Annotated in this window: 14 protein-coding genes and 1 tRNA gene; 10 read left to right on the top strand and 5 right to left on the bottom strand. The window is 62.4% G+C overall.

What is annotated here, in order from left to right; genetic code table 11:
• Positions 1-77: 77 nt before the first annotated feature.
• Positions 78-314 (bottom strand): Lrp/AsnC ligand binding domain-containing protein, encoded by a 237-nt coding sequence (locus ACODR6_RS09740; protein WP_016556708.1) that lies wholly within the window; start codon positions 312-314, stop codon positions 78-80.
• Positions 315-381: 67 nt separating this feature from the next.
• Positions 382-1,272, bottom strand: a complete 891-nt coding sequence (locus tag ACODR6_RS09735; RefSeq protein ID WP_489022413.1) for a LysR family transcriptional regulator — start codon at positions 1,270-1,272, stop codon at positions 382-384.
• A gap of 188 nt (positions 1,273-1,460) precedes the next feature.
• Here ACODR6_RS09735 and ACODR6_RS09730 point away from each other — a divergent pair, with 188 nt between their 5' ends.
• From ACODR6_RS09730 to ACODR6_RS09705, 6 genes are all read left to right on the top strand, one after another.
• Positions 1,461-2,744: an NAD(P)/FAD-dependent oxidoreductase gene (locus ACODR6_RS09730; RefSeq protein ID WP_489022412.1), complete on the top strand. Its 1,284-nt coding sequence runs from the start codon at positions 1,461-1,463 to the stop codon at positions 2,742-2,744.
• Between the two features lie 21 nt (positions 2,745-2,765).
• A complete protein-coding gene (gene amaB / locus ACODR6_RS09725) occupies positions 2,766-4,304 on the top strand; it encodes an L-piperidine-6-carboxylate dehydrogenase (protein ID WP_489022411.1) in 1,539 nt (512 codons plus the stop codon).
• Positions 4,305-4,381: 77 nt separating this feature from the next.
• Positions 4,382-5,371, top strand: a complete 990-nt coding sequence (locus tag ACODR6_RS09720; RefSeq protein WP_489022410.1) for an Ldh family oxidoreductase — start codon at positions 4,382-4,384, stop codon at positions 5,369-5,371.
• Between the two features lie 139 nt (positions 5,372-5,510).
• Positions 5,511-6,524 carry an iron ABC transporter substrate-binding protein gene (locus tag ACODR6_RS09715; protein ID WP_489022409.1) on the top strand — a complete coding sequence of 338 codons (1,014 nt, stop codon included), beginning with the start codon at positions 5,511-5,513 and terminating at the stop codon, positions 6,522-6,524.
• Positions 6,525-6,587: 63 nt separating this feature from the next.
• Positions 6,588-8,258 (top strand): ABC transporter permease, encoded by a 1,671-nt coding sequence (locus ACODR6_RS09710; RefSeq protein ID WP_489022408.1) that lies wholly within the window; start codon positions 6,588-6,590, stop codon positions 8,256-8,258.
• The gene (locus ACODR6_RS09705; protein WP_130283164.1) at positions 8,255-9,295 is read left to right on the top strand and encodes an ABC transporter ATP-binding protein; all 1,041 of its coding nucleotides are present in this window, start codon (positions 8,255-8,257) and stop codon (positions 9,293-9,295) included. The genes ACODR6_RS09710 and ACODR6_RS09705 overlap by 4 nt, the downstream gene beginning before the upstream one ends.
• On the opposite strand, the gene ACODR6_RS09700 is transcribed toward ACODR6_RS09705, so the two are convergent.
• Together ACODR6_RS09700 and ACODR6_RS09695 are read right to left on the bottom strand one after the other, a co-directional pair.
• Positions 9,292-10,617, bottom strand: a complete 1,326-nt coding sequence (locus tag ACODR6_RS09700) for a glucoamylase family protein (protein ID WP_489022407.1) — start codon at positions 10,615-10,617, stop codon at positions 9,292-9,294. The genes ACODR6_RS09705 and ACODR6_RS09700 overlap by 4 nt on opposite strands.
• A gap of 167 nt (positions 10,618-10,784) precedes the next feature.
• A tRNA-Gly gene (locus ACODR6_RS09695) sits at positions 10,785-10,859 on the bottom strand.
• A 254-nt stretch (positions 10,860-11,113) separates the two neighbouring features.
• Between ACODR6_RS09695 and ACODR6_RS09690 the strand changes: the two genes are divergently transcribed.
• The 4 genes from ACODR6_RS09690 (at position 11,114) to ACODR6_RS09675 (ending at position 13,634) form a co-directional block, all read left to right on the top strand.
• On the top strand, positions 11,114-11,623 hold the full coding sequence (locus tag ACODR6_RS09690) for a prolyl-tRNA synthetase associated domain-containing protein (protein ID WP_489022406.1): 510 nt from the start codon (positions 11,114-11,116) through the stop codon (positions 11,621-11,623).
• Between the two features lie 58 nt (positions 11,624-11,681).
• Entirely contained in the window at positions 11,682-12,662 is a 981-nt protein-coding gene (trxA, locus tag ACODR6_RS09685) for a thioredoxin (protein ID WP_489022405.1), read from the top strand.
• Positions 12,663-12,763: 101 nt separating this feature from the next.
• Positions 12,764-13,435, top strand: coding sequence for an LON peptidase substrate-binding domain-containing protein (locus ACODR6_RS09680; protein WP_112718319.1), 672 nt, complete (start codon positions 12,764-12,766; stop codon positions 13,433-13,435).
• Positions 13,436-13,445: 10 nt separating this feature from the next.
• Positions 13,446-13,634, top strand: coding sequence for a Trm112 family protein (locus ACODR6_RS09675; RefSeq protein WP_112718321.1), 189 nt, complete (start codon positions 13,446-13,448; stop codon positions 13,632-13,634).
• Here ACODR6_RS09675 and ACODR6_RS09670 read toward each other — a convergent pair.
• Positions 13,631-14,845, bottom strand: coding sequence for a ubiquinone biosynthesis hydroxylase (locus tag ACODR6_RS09670; RefSeq protein WP_489022404.1), 1,215 nt, complete (start codon positions 14,843-14,845; stop codon positions 13,631-13,633). The genes ACODR6_RS09675 and ACODR6_RS09670 overlap by 4 nt on opposite strands.
• Between the last annotated feature and the right edge of the window lie 49 nt (positions 14,846-14,894).

Genomic DNA, 14,894 nt, shown 5'->3' with positions numbered 1-14,894 from the left:
CCCGATCGCCTTAAGGCCGGGTTTACGGTGCGGCGCGCGGCTGGAAATCTTGCGAAGACGGTTAATCGCCAGATGGCTCAGAAAGCCTTGAAGGTCAGTGTCGTCAGCGAGCGGACGATGCCCGGGATATTGGCGATGTTGTCGTTGATGAACTTGCCGATATCCTGGCCTTCTTCGATATAGACCTTCAGCAGCAGATCGTAATCGCCGCTGGTCGAATAGAGCTCAGAAACACGTTCCGTCTGGTAGATGGCGTCGGCGACTTCGTAGGTCTTGCCGGGGGCGCACTGGAGCTGGACGAAAATGGGCTTCATGGGACTTTCCTGCGGATCGGATGCTGTTGGCGCGCATAATGCGCGAAAGCTCTCCCTGGATGCAAGCTCAAGACTTGGCTTCTGCCTCTATCCACTCGCGAAAGGCAGCAAGCGGGGCGTAATCGGCGCGTTCGGAGGGGTAGGCGAGATAGTAGGAGTCGCGGCTTTCGATCTCCCGGTCGATCGCGGCGACGAGATCTCCGCGCTTCAGTTCGTCCTGGATCAGGAAGGTCGGCAGCAAGGCGACGCCGAGGCCGGCGACGGCAGCCTGTGCTGCGGTGGCGAACTGGTCGAACAGCATGCCGTGAAGGCTCTGGAAGGCGACGCCGTTTTCGGCAAACCAGATCTCCCAGGCGTCCGGCCGTGTCGTCAGATGCAGCAGCGGCAGGTCCAGCAGGTCCTCGGGCTTGCTGATCGCATGCTCCCTCAGAAACTGCGGGCTGCAGGCCGGAACCGTCTTCTCCGACATCAGAAAGGTCAGCTCGGCACCCGGCCAGTGCGGGTGGCCGAAATGGATCGCGGCATCGATGGCATCGAGACGGAAATCGAAGGAGGAGAGCCGGGTAACGAGATTGATCGTGACGCCCGGGTTGTTGCGCAGGAAGCCCCCCAGCCGCGGCGCCAGCCAGCGTGTGCCGAAAGTTGGCAGGATCGCCAGATTGAGAGTGCCGCCATGCGGGTTGGCCCGCAGGTTCAAAGAGGCGCTGGAAATGCGGCGCAACGCTTCCCGGATTTCTCGCGCGTAGCTGTCTCCCGCCAATGTCAGTCTGACGGTCTGGCGTTCGCGCAGGAACAGTTCGACGCCGAGCTGTTCTTCGAGTGCCTTGATCTGCCGGCTGACGGCGCTCTGGGTGAGGTCCAACTCGCGAGCTGCAGCGGTGACGCTGCCGGTGCGGGCTACCGCTTCGAAGGCGGCAAGCAGGGAGATCGATGGCAGAAAACGGCGTGATGCGAGCATATCTCATTCCATTTCAGAATGACCTGTTTCCGAAACGTCGATATTCACTCCAATAAGCGCTTTGTAAAGAATGGTTTGCCGCAAATTTGGAATGAACTGGCGCTGCGAAAGCCCCACCGTCAGACGCTTTCGCAGGCCGTCCGGTAGCGGTAGATTAACGGCGATTTTGCCTTGGGATGGAACAACCGATGTTGAATGATCCGCGCTCGCACGGGCTCTGGGAAAAGACCGCTCCGCAACCGCCTGTCACCGCGCCGCTTCAGGGCGCAGTCGAGGCTGATGTGGTGATCGTCGGCGGCGGCTATACCGGCATCTCCTCCGGCCTGCATCTGGCGGAAGCCGGGACGAAGGTCGTTCTGCTCGAAGCCAAGGAGATCGGCTTCGGCGGTGCCGGCCGCAATGTCGGCCTGATCAATGCCGGCATGTGGGTGATGCCCGATGATCTTCCCGGCGTTCTCGGCGAGGTCTATGGCGAGCGGCTGCTCGATATGCTCGGCAATGCGCCGCGTCTGGTCATGGAGCTGATCGACAAGCATGGGATCGCCTGCGAGCTCGAAAAGAACGGCACGCTGCATTGCGCCGTCGGCGCCGAAGGCCTCAAGGAGATCGAGGACCGGGCGGAGCAATGGGGCAGGCGCGGCGCGCCGGTGACCTTGCTCGACGCGGCGGAAACCGCCCGCCGAATCGGCAGCGACGCCTATGCGGGAGCGCTGCTCGACATGCGCGCCGGCACGCTGCATCCGCTCGCCTATGCGCGCGGGCTGGCGCATGCTGCCGTCAAGGCCGGCGTCTCGCTGCACACGGCAAGTCCGGTGACCGCCACCGAGCGCAAGGGCGCCAAATGGTTGGTGAAGACGGAAAGGGGGTCTGTTACCGCCGACTGGATCATCGTCGCCACCGACGCTTACAGCACCGGCCCCTGGGCGCAGGTGCGCACCGAGCAGGTCCATCTTCCCTATTTCAATCTCGCCACCACGCCACTCAGCGACAATCTGCGCAAGTCGATCCTGCCCGGTCGCGAAGGTGTCTGGGATACCAAGGAGATCCTGTCGTCCTTCCGCATGGACCAGGCCGGCCGCCTCGTCTTCGGCAGCGTCGGTGCGCTGCGCAATACCGGTATTTCGGTCCACAAAAACTGGGCGAAGCGCTCGCTGCGGAAACTCTTCCCGCAGATCGGCGAGGTCGAGTTCGAATGCGAGTGGTACGGCAAGATCGGGATGACCGACAATGCCCTGCCGCGCTTTCACAAGTTTGCCGAAAACGTCGTCGGCTTTTCCGGCTATAATGGCCGCGGCATTGCGCCGGGCACGGTCTTCGGGCGTACGCTGGCGCAGCATATTCTCGGCCAGATCAGCGAGGCCGAGCTGCCGCTGCCGCTGACCGACCCACGCGAGCCGGGGTTCCGGGCAATCAAGGAAATGTGGTACGAAGCCGGCGCCCAGGTTGCCCACTTCGCCGATGCACGTTTTTAAGAACAAGAAGGTTGGAAACACATGACCATCGCTAGCCTCGATCTCGCAGCCGAAACGAAGAAGCTGCTTTCCGAACTCGGCGTTGACGCCGCCCGCTATATCGGTGGCACGCTGCGCGTCACCTCGCCCGTCACCGGCAAGGAAATCGGTGCACTGAAGGAAGATAGCGTTGCCGACGCCAAGAAGGCGATCGATGCGGCGCACAAGGCCTTTGCCGAATGGCGCGCCATTCCGGCACCGAAGCGCGGCGAGCTCGTCCGCTTGCTCGGAGAAGAGCTGCGCGCCGCCAAGGGCGCGCTGGGCCGTCTCGTCTCGATCGAAGTCGGCAAGATCACGTCCGAAGGTCTCGGCGAAGTTCAGGAAATGATCGATATCTGCGATTTCGCCGTCGGACTTTCCCGTCAGCTTTACGGCCTGACGATTGCCACCGAGCGCTCTGAGCACCGCATGATGGAAAGCTGGCATCCGCTCGGCGTCGTCGGCATCATCTCGGCCTTCAACTTCCCGGTTGCCGTCTGGTCGTGGAATGCCGCGCTGGCGCTGGTCTGCGGCAATGCAACGGTCTGGAAGCCGTCCGAAAAGACGCCGCTGACGGCGCTTGCGACGCAGGCACTGTTCGAGCGGGCGCTGAAGCGCTTCGTCGCTGAAGGCGGCAAGGCGCCGGCAAATCTCTCGACGCTGCTGATCGGCGGCCGCGATGTCGGCGAAGTCCTCGTTGACCATCCCAAGGTGCCACTCGTTTCGGCAACCGGCTCGACCGCCATGGGCCGCGCCGTCGGTCCGCGCCTGTCACAGCGTTTCGCCCGCGCCATCCTCGAACTCGGCGGCAACAATGCCGCAATCATCTGCCCGACGGCCGATCTCGACCTGACGCTGCGCGGTGTCGCCTTCTCGGCAATGGGTACGGCCGGCCAGCGCTGCACGACGCTGCGCCGCCTCTTCGTGCATGACAGCGTCTACGACAAGCTCGTTCCGCGTCTGCAGAAAGCCTACGGCTCGGTCACCATCGGCAACCCGCTGGAAAACGGCACGCTGGTCGGTCCGCTGATCGACAAGGCGGCCTTCGACAAGATGCAGTCGGCACTTTCTGCAGCCAAGTCGGAGGGCGGCAAGGTCACCGGTGGCGAGCGCGTCGAAAACGGTGCCGGCGAAGCCTTCTACGTTCGCCCGGCCCTGGTCGAGATGCCGTCGCAGACGGGTCCTGTCGTTGACGAGACCTTCGCGCCGATCCTCTATGTCATGAAGTACAGCGATTTCGACGATGTGCTCGAGCTGCACAATGCCGTGCCGCAGGGTCTCTCCTCGTCGATCTTCACCAACGACATGCGCGAAGCGGAAACCTTCGTCTCCGCCCGCGGTTCGGATTGCGGCATCGCCAACGTCAATCTCGGCCCGTCCGGTGCCGAAATCGGCGGTGCTTTCGGTGGCGAGAAGGAAACCGGCGGCGGCCGTGAATCCGGTTCGGATGCATGGAGGGCCTATATGCGCCGCGCGACCAACACCATCAATTACGGCAAGACCCTGCCGCTCGCACAGGGCGTCAAGTTCGACGTCGAATAAGGGCGCTTGCATTGCAGCATCGGGGGCGATGACGTAACACCGTCATCGCCCCTTTTGTTTATTCCAAGGTCCTTCCCATGCATCTGACGCTTGCCGCCGCCGAAACGCTCGTTCTCGACGCGTTGAAACGCAATGGCGTCGAGGAGGGCAATGCGCAGTCCGTGGCGCGGGCGCTTGTTGCGGCGGAAGCTGCCGGGCAAAGCGGGCACGGGCTTCGCCGCGCCGTGGCCTACGCCATGCAGGCGAAATCCGGGAAGGTCGATGGCGTCGCCAAGCCGATCCTCTACCAACCCTATCCGTCCGTTATCCAGATCGATGCCTGCCATGGATATGCCTATCCGGCGCTCGATCTCGCCGTTCCTGCCCTGACCGAAATGGCCCGGTCGCAGGGTATCGCCATGGCAGCGATCCGGCGCTCGCATCATGCCGGCGTTCTGGCGCTGACGGTCGAGCGTTTTGCTGAGGCTGGCCTCGTTGCGATCATGGTTGCCAATGCTACGGCGGCGATGGCGGCCTGGGGTGGGCGCAAGCCGCTGTTCGGCACCAACCCGATTGCCTTTGCTGCGCCTGTAACGGGACAGGACCCTGTGGTCATCGACCTTGCGCTGTCGCGCGTGGCGCGCGGCAAGATCATGGCGGCGCGGCAGAAGGGTGTGCCGATCCCCGCCGACTGGGCCTTCGACCGCGATGGCCAGCCGACGACGGATGCGGTTGCGGCACTCGATGGCACGATGGTGCCCTCGGGCGAGGCCAAAGGCGCTGCCCTTGCGATGATGGTCGAAATCCTGGCTGCGCCGCTGACGGGCGCCAACTTCTCCTATGAATCGACTTCGCTGTTCGACGACAAAGGTGCTGCTCCCGGCCTCGGGCAGATGATCATCGTCATCAATCCGGAAGCGGGTGGTGGTGCCTTTGCGGCGGCCCGGCTGACCGAACTTGCCAATGAAATTTCCTCGGATCCGGGGGTGCGGTTGCCCGGCAGGCGCGGGCTGACGGCGCGGCGCGCTGCGATCGAAAACGGCATCGATGTCGAGGATGATGTCGTCGATGCGATCCTCGCGGTATAGAATCGTTCTAAACCTGATGAAGAATTTCAAGTATTTGTGATCATCCCGCGGTGAAGCAAACTTGAAAATTGGAGTCAGGAAAAATATAGGGGGCGCGCATCACCCCACCCCCAGGGGAGATATTGCCATGGAGGGCATCATGAAGAATTCCATTACGCGCCGTTCCGCGTTCGCGCTGGCTGCGTCTCTTCTCGCTGCAACATCGCTCGCATCAGGCGCCAGCGCGCAGGACGAAGGCATCGTCGTCTATAACGCCCAGCACGAAAGCCTCGGCCGCGAGTGGATCGATGCCTTCACCAAGGAGACCGGCATCAAGGTCACCATTCGCCAGGGCAGCGACATGCAGTTCGCCAACCAGATCATCCAGGAAGGCGACGCCTCCCCGGCAGACGTATTCCTGACGGAAAATTCCCCGGCCATGACGCTGGTCGACGGCGCAGGCCTCTTCGCACCCGTCGATAAGGAAACGCTCAATCAGGTTCCGGCCGAGTACCGCCCGTCCGACGGCATGTGGACCGGCATTGCGGCCCGCTCGACCGTCTTTGCTTATGACAAGCGCAAGCTGACCGAAGACAAGCTGCCGAAGTCGATGCTCGATCTCGCCGATCCGGCCTGGAAGGGCCGTTGGGGCGCTGCTCCTGCCGGTGCCGACTTCCAGGCCATCGTCAGCGCGCTGCTGCAGCTGAAGGGCGAGGAAGCAACCGCGGCCTGGCTCAAGGGCCTCAAGGACAACGCGACGCCTTACAAGGGCAACAGCGTTGCGATGAAGGCGGTCAATGCTGGCGAAGTCGAAGGCGCGATCATCTACCACTACTACTGGTTCGGCGATCAGGCGAAGACGGCTGAAAACAGCGCCAATGTCGGCCTGCACTATTTCAAGAACCAGGATCCGGGCGCATTCGTCTCGATCTCCGGCGGCGGCGTTCTGAAGTCGACGCAGCACATGAAGGAAGCCCAGGCATTCCTGAAGTTCATCGCCGGCAAGGCCGGTCAGGCGATCCTGAAGAACGGCACCTCCTATGAATATGCCGTCAGCGGCGATTCCAACGACAAGCTCGTTCCGCTCAAGGATCTGAACGCACCGAAGGTCGAAGCCTCGGAACTGAACAGCAAGAAGGTCGTCGAAATGATGACCGCTGCGGGCCTGATCTAAGCCCATCTGCCGCAGGCGGATGGAGTCAAAACTATTGCTTTTGGCTCAAGAAAACCTTAGGGCATGACCAATCATGGCAACCGCTTCCTGACGAGGCGGTTGCCTTCCTTTTTCAGCGTCACAAAGGCGTCGGCCTTGCTGCAAGACAACAGATCGCTCGTGACCGGCCTTGCCGGCAATGAAGCGCCGGTCAGCACAATTGGTTCCCTGCGCGGGCGCATGCCGCACGCTTCCGTCGTCGTCTTCGCAACCATCGTCGCGCTCTTCAGCCTCGTGCCGCTCGGCTTCATCGCCTGGATCACCTACGATGTCGGCTGGGAAACGGTGAAGGCGCTCGTCTTCCGCCCGCGCGTCGGCGAGCTGATGATCAACACGGTGTTCCTGGAAGCGCTGACGGTTCCGCTGTCGATCGTGCTTGCGGTAACGCTGGCCTGGCTGACGGAACGGACCGACATCCCCTTTGCGCGCCTCTGGTCGTGGCTTGCGGTCGCGCCGCTCGCCGTTCCCGCCTTCGTTCACAGCTATGCCTGGATCAGCCTGGTGCCCGGCATGCGCGGGCTGCAGAGCGGCGTTTTCGTCTCGGTGCTTGCCTATTATCCCTTCCTATATCTGCCGGTCGCAGCGGCGCTTCGCCGTCTCGATCCGGCGATCGAGGATGCCGCCGCTTCGCTCGGGCTCGGCCCCTGGCGGGTATTCTTCCGCACGATCCTGCCGCAGCTCAGGCTGGCGATCTGCGGCGGTTCGCTGCTGATCGCGCTGCATCTGCTGTCGGAATACGGGCTCTATGTGATGATCCGCTTCGACACGTTTGCAACGGCGATCGTCGACCAGTTCCAGTCCGCCTATAACAGCCCGGCCGCCAATATGCTCGGCGGCGTGCTCGTTGCCTGCTGCCTGTTTCTGCTCGGGCTGGAAATTCTCGTTCGTGGCAACGAGCGCTATGCCCGCGTCGGCTCCGGTTCGGCGCGCCCGGCAGACCGGCGCAGGCTCGGATGGTTCACCATTCCGGCGGTGCTGCTGCCCATCGCGGTTGCAGTGCTGACGCTCGGCGTTCCCCTGGTGACGCTCGGGCGCTGGCTCTATCTCGGCGGCGCCGAGATCTGGCGGCTGGATACGGTTGGCAATGCGTTCATTCAGACCATCATTCTTGCCGTCGCAGGCGGTGTGCTGACGACGATTGCCGCGGTGCCGATGGCCTGGCTCTCGGTGCGCGCGCCGGGCCGCTTCCAGCGCTTCCTTGAAGCCTGCCACTATTATGTCGGCTCGCTGCCTGGCGTCGTCGTGGCGCTGGCGCTGGTGACGATCACCGTGCGGCTGGTGCTGCCGCTCTACCAGACCTTCGCGACGCTGACCGTCGCCTATGTTCTGCTATTCCTGCCGCGCGCCATGGTCGGCCTGCGCGCCAGCATTGCGCAGGCGCCGGTCGAGCTCGAACGTGCCGCCATGGGCCTTGGCCGGACGCCCTCGCAGGCCGTGCGCCAGATCACCATGCGGCTTGCAGCACCCGGTTTTGCCGCCAGCGTGGCGCTCGTGGCGCTCGGGATCACCAACGAGCTGACGGCAACGCTGATGCTCTCGCCGAATGGCGTCGAAACGCTGTCGACGAAATTCTGGTCGCTGACCAGCGAGATCGATTACGTGTCGGCGGCGCCTTACGCGGTGATGATGATCATCCTGTCGCTGCCGTTGACGCTGCTTCTTTATTCCCAATCGAAACGGACTGCCGGACAATGACGCTGCTCACGATTCAATCCGCAAGCAAGCGCTATGGTCCGGTCACCGCGCTGGATAATGTGTCGCTGGATGTGCCTGCCGGGAGCCGCACCGCCGTCGTCGGACCATCGGGCTCCGGCAAGACGACGCTGCTGCGGCTGATTGCCGGCTTCGAGCGGCCGGATCAGGGCAGGGTCGTGCTGAATGGCGAGACGCTTGCCGATGGCCCGGCAATTGTTCCCGCCCACAAGCGCGGCATTGGCATCGTCTCACAGGACGGAGCGCTGTTTCCGCATCTGAGCGTCGCCGAGAATATCGGCTTCGGTTTCGAGCGCGGCGCAATGGACCGCGAGAAGCGGATCGTCGAGCTTCTCGATATGGTTGAGCTCGATCGCAACATGCTGACGCGCCGTCCGCATCAGCTCTCCGGCGGCCAGCAGCAGCGCGTGGCGCTTGCCCGGGCGCTTGGCCGCAAGCCGCGGCTGATGCTGCTCGACGAGCCGTTCTCGGCGCTTGATACAGGTCTTCGCGAAAACATGCGCAAGGCCGTGTCGCGCGTTCTGCAGGCCGCCGGTATCACCACGATCCTCGTGACCCACGATCAGGGCGAGGCGCTCTCTTTCGCCGATCAGGTCGCAGTGCTGCGGGATGGGAAGCTGGTGCAGTCAGGTTCGCCGCAGAAGCTCTATCTGCAGCCGAAGGATCGCGAGACTGCGCTGTTCCTCGGCGATGCCGTGATGCTGCCTGCGGTCATCCGCAACGGTTTTGCGGATTGTGCGCTTGGCCGGGTCGCCGTCGATGGCGATCATCAGGGCAAGGCCGAGATCATGCTGCGGCCGGAACAGATCCGCGTCGTTCCTGACGACAGCAAGCCCGCCTATCATGGCCGGGTGGTTGAGGTGGAATTCGGGGGCGCGACCTGCACCGTTGCCGTCTCGCTGGAGGGCGTGCAGCTGCCGCCGATCCTGATCAAGACTTCGAGCGTCGCGCTGCCGGAAACTGGCGACCGTGTCCGCCTGGACATCGCCGGCCGCGCGCATGTCTTCTCGGCGCGCTAGGCCGTCTTGCGATCGGCTTCTTCGCCCTGCTCCAGCCAGCCGCCGGTGAAGCCGGCGCGTTCGAGGCCAAGGCGAATGACCGGCGATTGCCGCATCAGGCTCCAGATAAAATCCGAACGGTCGTTCTCAATGGTCATCACCAGCAGACCCTGATCGATGCCGACGCAGCGGTCGTCCACCCAGCCTTCGGGACGTCTGGTCTTCACCGTCGGATTGAAGCCACCGGGGAAGCGTCCCTCGTAGGTGAGGTCAGGATAGGTCTCGAGTAGCGCCTTTGTGCCATCAAGTGCTGCCTGCCGGTCAAAGGGGAGCGATGCCAGGGCAGCCCAGGGCGCGATCGTTCCATCATCGGGGCCGAGCGGGGCGCCGCGGGCCGCATAGCCCAACACCTTCGGATGGCGTCCGCCGCGCATATGGCGGCTCGGCGGTGGGCCGTCGGAGGCGGAGAGGCCCCAGACATCCTTGTTATAGCCGACGAAATGACCGGGATTGCGCACGGCGTAATCGCGCTGGACGGCGATCGAGACCTGCGTATTGCGGAAATAGTCCCAGTCGCGGGCTGCCATCGGGCGGTCCTGGATGCCGCGGAAATCGATCCAGGCATGCGAGAAGAAATGGATGAAGAGCGGGCCGGCATAGAGATAGGCCTGTTCCCCAAAGAGCATCCATGAATAGCTCGAGGTAAAGGCGTCGTAGCTCGACTGCGGGATCGGGTGCGTCGGCGAGGCGAGCGCCAGCGTATAGAGCAGTACGGCCTCGTCGTAACCCTGCCAGCGCCAGTGCAGGAAGCCGCTGGCGGGCTTCCAGCCCATGCAGATTGTCTCGCCCTTGTTGAGAGCCCAGTGCCAGTCGATACGCTCGTAGATGACCTTAACGAGGTCGCGGATTTCCTGCTCGTCGCCATCGGCGCGATCGAAATAGGCCGAAGCCGTCAGCATGCCGGCGACGAGCAGGGTCGTATCGATGGTCGACAGCTCGCTGTTCCAGGCGCGGTGGCCGGTATCCATGTGCAGGAAGTGATAATAGAAGCCGCGATAGCCGCTTGCGTGCCGCTCCCGGCCTTGATGGCTTCCGGCAAAGAAGCGAAGCGTCGTCAGAGTGCGTTCGATGGCGCCCGCCCGAGTCATCCAGCCACGCTCGACGCCTACGGTATAGGACGACAGCGCAAAGCCGACGGCGGCGATGCTGCAAGGTACGCCCTCGATCGAGGTGTCGGCAACAAGCCCGTTATCGGGATTGGTATGTTTCAGGAAGTAGTTGAAGGCGGATTCTTGCAGCCTGTCGATCAGCGCAGCATCCGTGTCGTCGAGTCGTTGCAGCATGCTCAAACCATTCGTTTTCGCCCCTGCTTCAACATGGCTATGCGTTGCGTGCAAATCAAACCTTTTTGAAAAGCGCGCAAATTCGATGATACTGCGGCCGGAAAGGCGGAAACGACAAAACACAGGCCGGAGCGTGCTGTCTGTATTCTAGATCTCTAGGGAGAAACTGGAGCGGGCGAAGGGGTTCGAACCCTCGACCCCAACCTTGGCAAGGTTGTGCTCTACCACTGAGCTACACCCGCTCATAATCCCGTCGGCCTGTGGTAGTTGTGAGGACCGTGGGCGCCACCTTGCGGCGACGGGCGCTATATCGCCCAAACGATTTTCAAATGCAACAGGGAAATGACGGAAAGCCGAAGAAAAATTCCAAGCTGTTGAAATGATTTCCGAAAACGCCGCAAATCTGCGCGAAAGCGTCGATCATGCGCATTGCCAAAGCCGACGTCCGGACTTAATCAAAGCGCCTGCCCGCAATTTTCATGAGATGGATGCCGCGATGACCGATACCAAACCGAAGACCCGCGACGAACTTTTCGCCTTTCTGGACAGCCTCGGCATCAAACATTCCACCAAGGATCATGCACCCGTCTTCACGGTCGCCGAATCGGTGTCGCTGCGTGATGAAATTCCGGGCGGGCACACGAAGAATCTTTTCGTGAAGGACAAGAAGGACCAGTTTTTCCTGCTGACCGTCGAGGAGCATGCCTCTGTCGATCTCAAGACGGTGCACATGCTGATCGGTGCGGCGAGCAAGGTCTCCTTCGGCAAGCCCGAGAAGCTGATGGAATATCTCGGCGTCATTCCCGGCTCGGTTACGGCCTTCGGCGCGATCAACGATACCGGCCACAACGTGACCTTCGTTCTCGATGCGGATCTGATGAACGACGAGATCATCAACTGCCATCCGCTGTCGAACGACGCGACGACCTCTATATCAAGTGCCGATCTCGTCCGTTTCATGGAAGCGACGGGTCACAAGCCGCTTGTCTTGAAAGTCACGGCCTGACATACGATTTTAACGCTAGAAAAAAGGCCGGGCACGACCGGCGTGGCGGGAGATACCTATGAGCGGCAACGACAACCCCTACAGCACGTCCTACGGCACGATGTCGGCAACGGCGACCTATGGCGGCGCACAGCAGCCTGCGGCGGCTCCGGCAGCAGCCGGTAGCTATATCAAGGACACGACGACGGCGAATTTCACCAAGGATGTCATCGAGGATTCGCGCAACCAGCCGGTTCTCGTCGATTTCTGGGCGCCCTGGTGCGGTCCGTGCAAGCAGCTGACGCCGGTGCTCGAAAAGGTCGTCAACGAGGCCCAGGGCCGCGTCAAGCTCGTGAAGATGAACATCGACGATCATCCGTCGATCGCTGGCCAGCTCGGCATCCAGTCGATCCCCGCCGTCATCGCCTTTGTCGGCGGCCGTCCGGCTGATGGTTTCATGGGCGCCGTTCCGGAAAGCCAGGTTCGCCAGTTCATCGATCGGCTCGCCGGTCCGGCAGGCGCCGATCAGGCAGCCGAGATTGAAGCCGTTCTCGAAGAGGCCGCCGGGCTTCTGGTGTCGGGCGACGTCAATGGCGCCGCGCAGCTCTATGGCGCCGTCATGCAGGCCGATCCGGAGAATGCCAAGGCGCTCGCCGGCATGGCTGAATGCATGATCGCCGCCAATCAGCACGAGCGTGCCCGCGAAGCGCTCATCGATCTGCCGGAAGAGCTTTCGAAGGATGCCGCCATCCAGGCCGTTCTCAAGAAGCTCGACCAGATCGAAGAAGCCCGCAAGCTTGGCGATCCCTTTGCGCTGGAACAGCAGCTTTCGGGCAATCCTGACGACCACGAAGCGCGGATGAAGCTTGCCAAGATCCGCAATGTCGAGGGACGCCGCGACGAAGCTGCTGAACATCTCCTGACCATCATGCGCAAGGACCGCACCTTCGACGACGACGGCGCTCGCCGCCAGTTGCTGCAGTTCTTTGAGGTCTGGGGCTTCAAGGATCCGGCCACCGTTGCCGCACGCCGCAAGCTTTCGGCGATGCTGTTCTCGTAACTTGATGCGGGTGCCCTTGCGTTTTTGAGCGGGGGCACCACATTCAGTTGAATGGCAGGGGCTCCGATTTTTCCTGCTTGAAGAATGCGGGACGAAATTTCATGCAAGTCGGGAATGCGAGATATTTGAAACCCGGTGATCTGCCGGACACGATCGCTGTTTTCCCCCTGACCGGCGCTCTCCTCCTGCCGACCGGGCAGCTTCCCTTAAACATTTTCGAGCCGCGCTATTTGGCGATGTTCGATGCCGCCATGGCTGGAAACCGGCTGATTGGCATGGTGCAGCCGGCCCTTGGCGATAGCGACGAAAAGATGCCGGATTGCAATCTGGCGCCCGTCGGCTGCCTTGGCCGCATCACCTCTTTCGCCGAAACGGGCGATGGCCGCTATATCGTATCGCTGACGGGCATCTGCCGTTTCAGGCTGATCGGCGAGAAGGTGAGCCACGACCCGTTCCGCACCTTCCGTATCGCTCCGTTCATTTCCGATCTTTCGGCACGTGATGAGGAAGACGCGGTCGATCGCGCCGCCCTGCTTTCGGCTTTCCGCGCCTATCTCGATGCGAACAAGCTGGAGGCGGATTGGGAGAGTGTCGAGCGGGCAAGCAACCTGACGCTCGTCAATTCGCTCGCCATGATGTCGCCCTTCGGCCCTGCGGAAAAGCAGGCTCTGCTGGAAGCGCCCGATCTCAAGACACGCGCTGAGACGCTGATCGCCATTACCGAAATCGTGCTGGCGCGCGTCTTCGGTGACTCTGATACGGTTTTGCAGTAAGTCCTGAGAGATGGACGAAAAACTCAGCCGCGTTGATCCGAAGCTCCTGGAACTCCTCGTCTGCCCCCTGACCAAGGGGCGGCTGACCTATGACCGCGACCATAACGAGCTCGTCTCCGAGAAAGGGCGGCTCGCCTACCCGATCCGTGACGGTATTCCGATCATGCTGGTGTCTGAGGCTAGGCGGCTGGACGACTAGATCGCCTCGCCCGCCAATAGCCGCGGATTGCCCTTTGCCGTCGTTCCGGCGGCCTGGCCGATGAAGAAGGACTTCAGGCCCGGCAGACGATCGACGATGCCGAGGCCGACGTCGCGGGCGATGCGGATCGGCGTCACGTCGTTCGAAAACAGACGGTTCAGCACGTCGGTCGTAACACCCATGCGGAACGTGTCAAAACGGCGCCATGTCTGGTAGCGCTCCAGGATATTGATCGAGCCGATATCGAGGCCGAGACGGTCGGCTTCGACGATGGTTTCGGCGAGCGCCGCCACATCCTTGAAGCCGAGATTGAGGCCCTGGCCCGAGATCGGGTGAATGCCGTGGGCAGCGTCGCCGGCAAGCGCGAGGCGCGGGGCGACGAAGGAGCGCGCCAATGTCAGGCCGAGCGGGAAGGCGCGCTTGGCGCCGATCACCTTGAGGGCGCCGAGCTTGTGGCCGAAGCGGCGTTCCAGTTCCTCTTCGAAAATCAGATCGTCACCGGCAACCAGCCGGTTTGCATCGCTGGTGCGTTCGGTCCAGACCAGCGACGAACGGTTGTTGGTGAGCGGCAGGATGGCAAACGGGCCGGAGGGCAGGAAATGCTCCTCGGCGCAGCCATTGTGCGGCCGCTCGTGCTCGACGGTGGCGACAATGCCGGACTGGCCGTAATCCCAGCTGACCGTCTTGATACCGGCAAAGTCGCGCAGCTTGGAGCGCACGCCGTCGCACGCGACCACGAGACGTGCTTCGATGGCACTGCCATCGGAGAGTTCGGCGGTCGCGTGGTTTTCACCGCTGCTCAGTCCCGTTGCGCTCAGGCCATGGCGGATTTCGATGCCCAGCCGCTCGCAGACGCCGCGCAATTCGCGTACCATGACGGCGTTCGGGATCATGTGGGCGAAGGGGCGGCCTTCCTCGATCTCGCCGTCGAAGGTTAGGAAAACGGGGCGTACCGGATCCGATGTCTTGGAATCGGTGACGATCATCTTGGTGATCGGCTGCGCCTCGGTGCGGATATTCTCCCAGATGCCGAAGACTTCCAGCATCTTGGCCGCGGCGGCGATGATGGCCGAAGCGCGCATGTCCTTTTGCCAGACGTGCTCGGGTGCGGCCTCGACGACGGCGACATCAAGATGCGGCGCAGCCTGCTTGACCGCCACCGCCGCGGAAAGGCCCACATAGCCTCCGCCAACAACCAGCATATCAAGCATCGCTTACTCCTCAGCCTTGTGAATACAATCGTGATCTATATAGATCATC

Source organism: Rhizobium sp. FG96, from assembly GCF_057808655.1.
This window is presented reverse-complemented; position numbering and strand designations above follow the sequence as displayed.